Here is a 477-nt window from a genome sequence, read left to right on the forward strand (position 1 = left end):
CCTCGCAGCCGGCCGCCCGCAGCGTGCGGACCGCGTCGACCAGGTAGCGCACGGCCAGCCCCGGCGGCGTGCGGTTGGTGACGTCGTTGCCGCCCACCAGGATCACCGCCACGTCCGGCTCGACCTCCAGGGCGGACTCGACCTGCGGTTTCAGCCCGGACGAGAGCGCGCCCACCACGGCGAACCGGTGCAGGCGTACCGGCCGGTGCAGGCGGCGGGACAGCCCGGTGGCCAGCAGCGAGCCCGGTGTCTCCCGGCGCCTGTGCACGCCGTAGCCGGCTGCCGAGGAGTCGCCCAGGATGACCATGGTGACCGGCGGGCCGGGCAGCTTCGCGCCGTACACGCCGTCGCAGCGCGGTGGCGGGGCCTGCGCCATCGGGATGGTGCGCCGGGCCTGCCGGGCCTGGCCGAGCAGCACCCCGCCGGTGGCGGCGGTGGCCGCCACCGTGGCGCCCGTGCCGATCGCCGCGAGGCGGG

The 477-nt window shown here is 77.8% G+C and carries 1 protein-coding gene; it reads right to left on the minus strand.

From position 1 onward, the window contains the following. Window positions 1–477 (minus strand): GDSL-type esterase/lipase family protein (locus KBX39_RS32790; RefSeq protein WP_247660840.1); only part of this gene is annotated, 477 nt, incomplete at both ends.

Origin of the sequence: Micromonospora sp. D75 (assembly GCF_018070405.1) — a bacterium.
In the GTDB taxonomy this organism is placed as follows: Bacteria; Actinomycetota; Actinomycetes; order Mycobacteriales; family Micromonosporaceae; genus Micromonospora; species Micromonospora chalcea.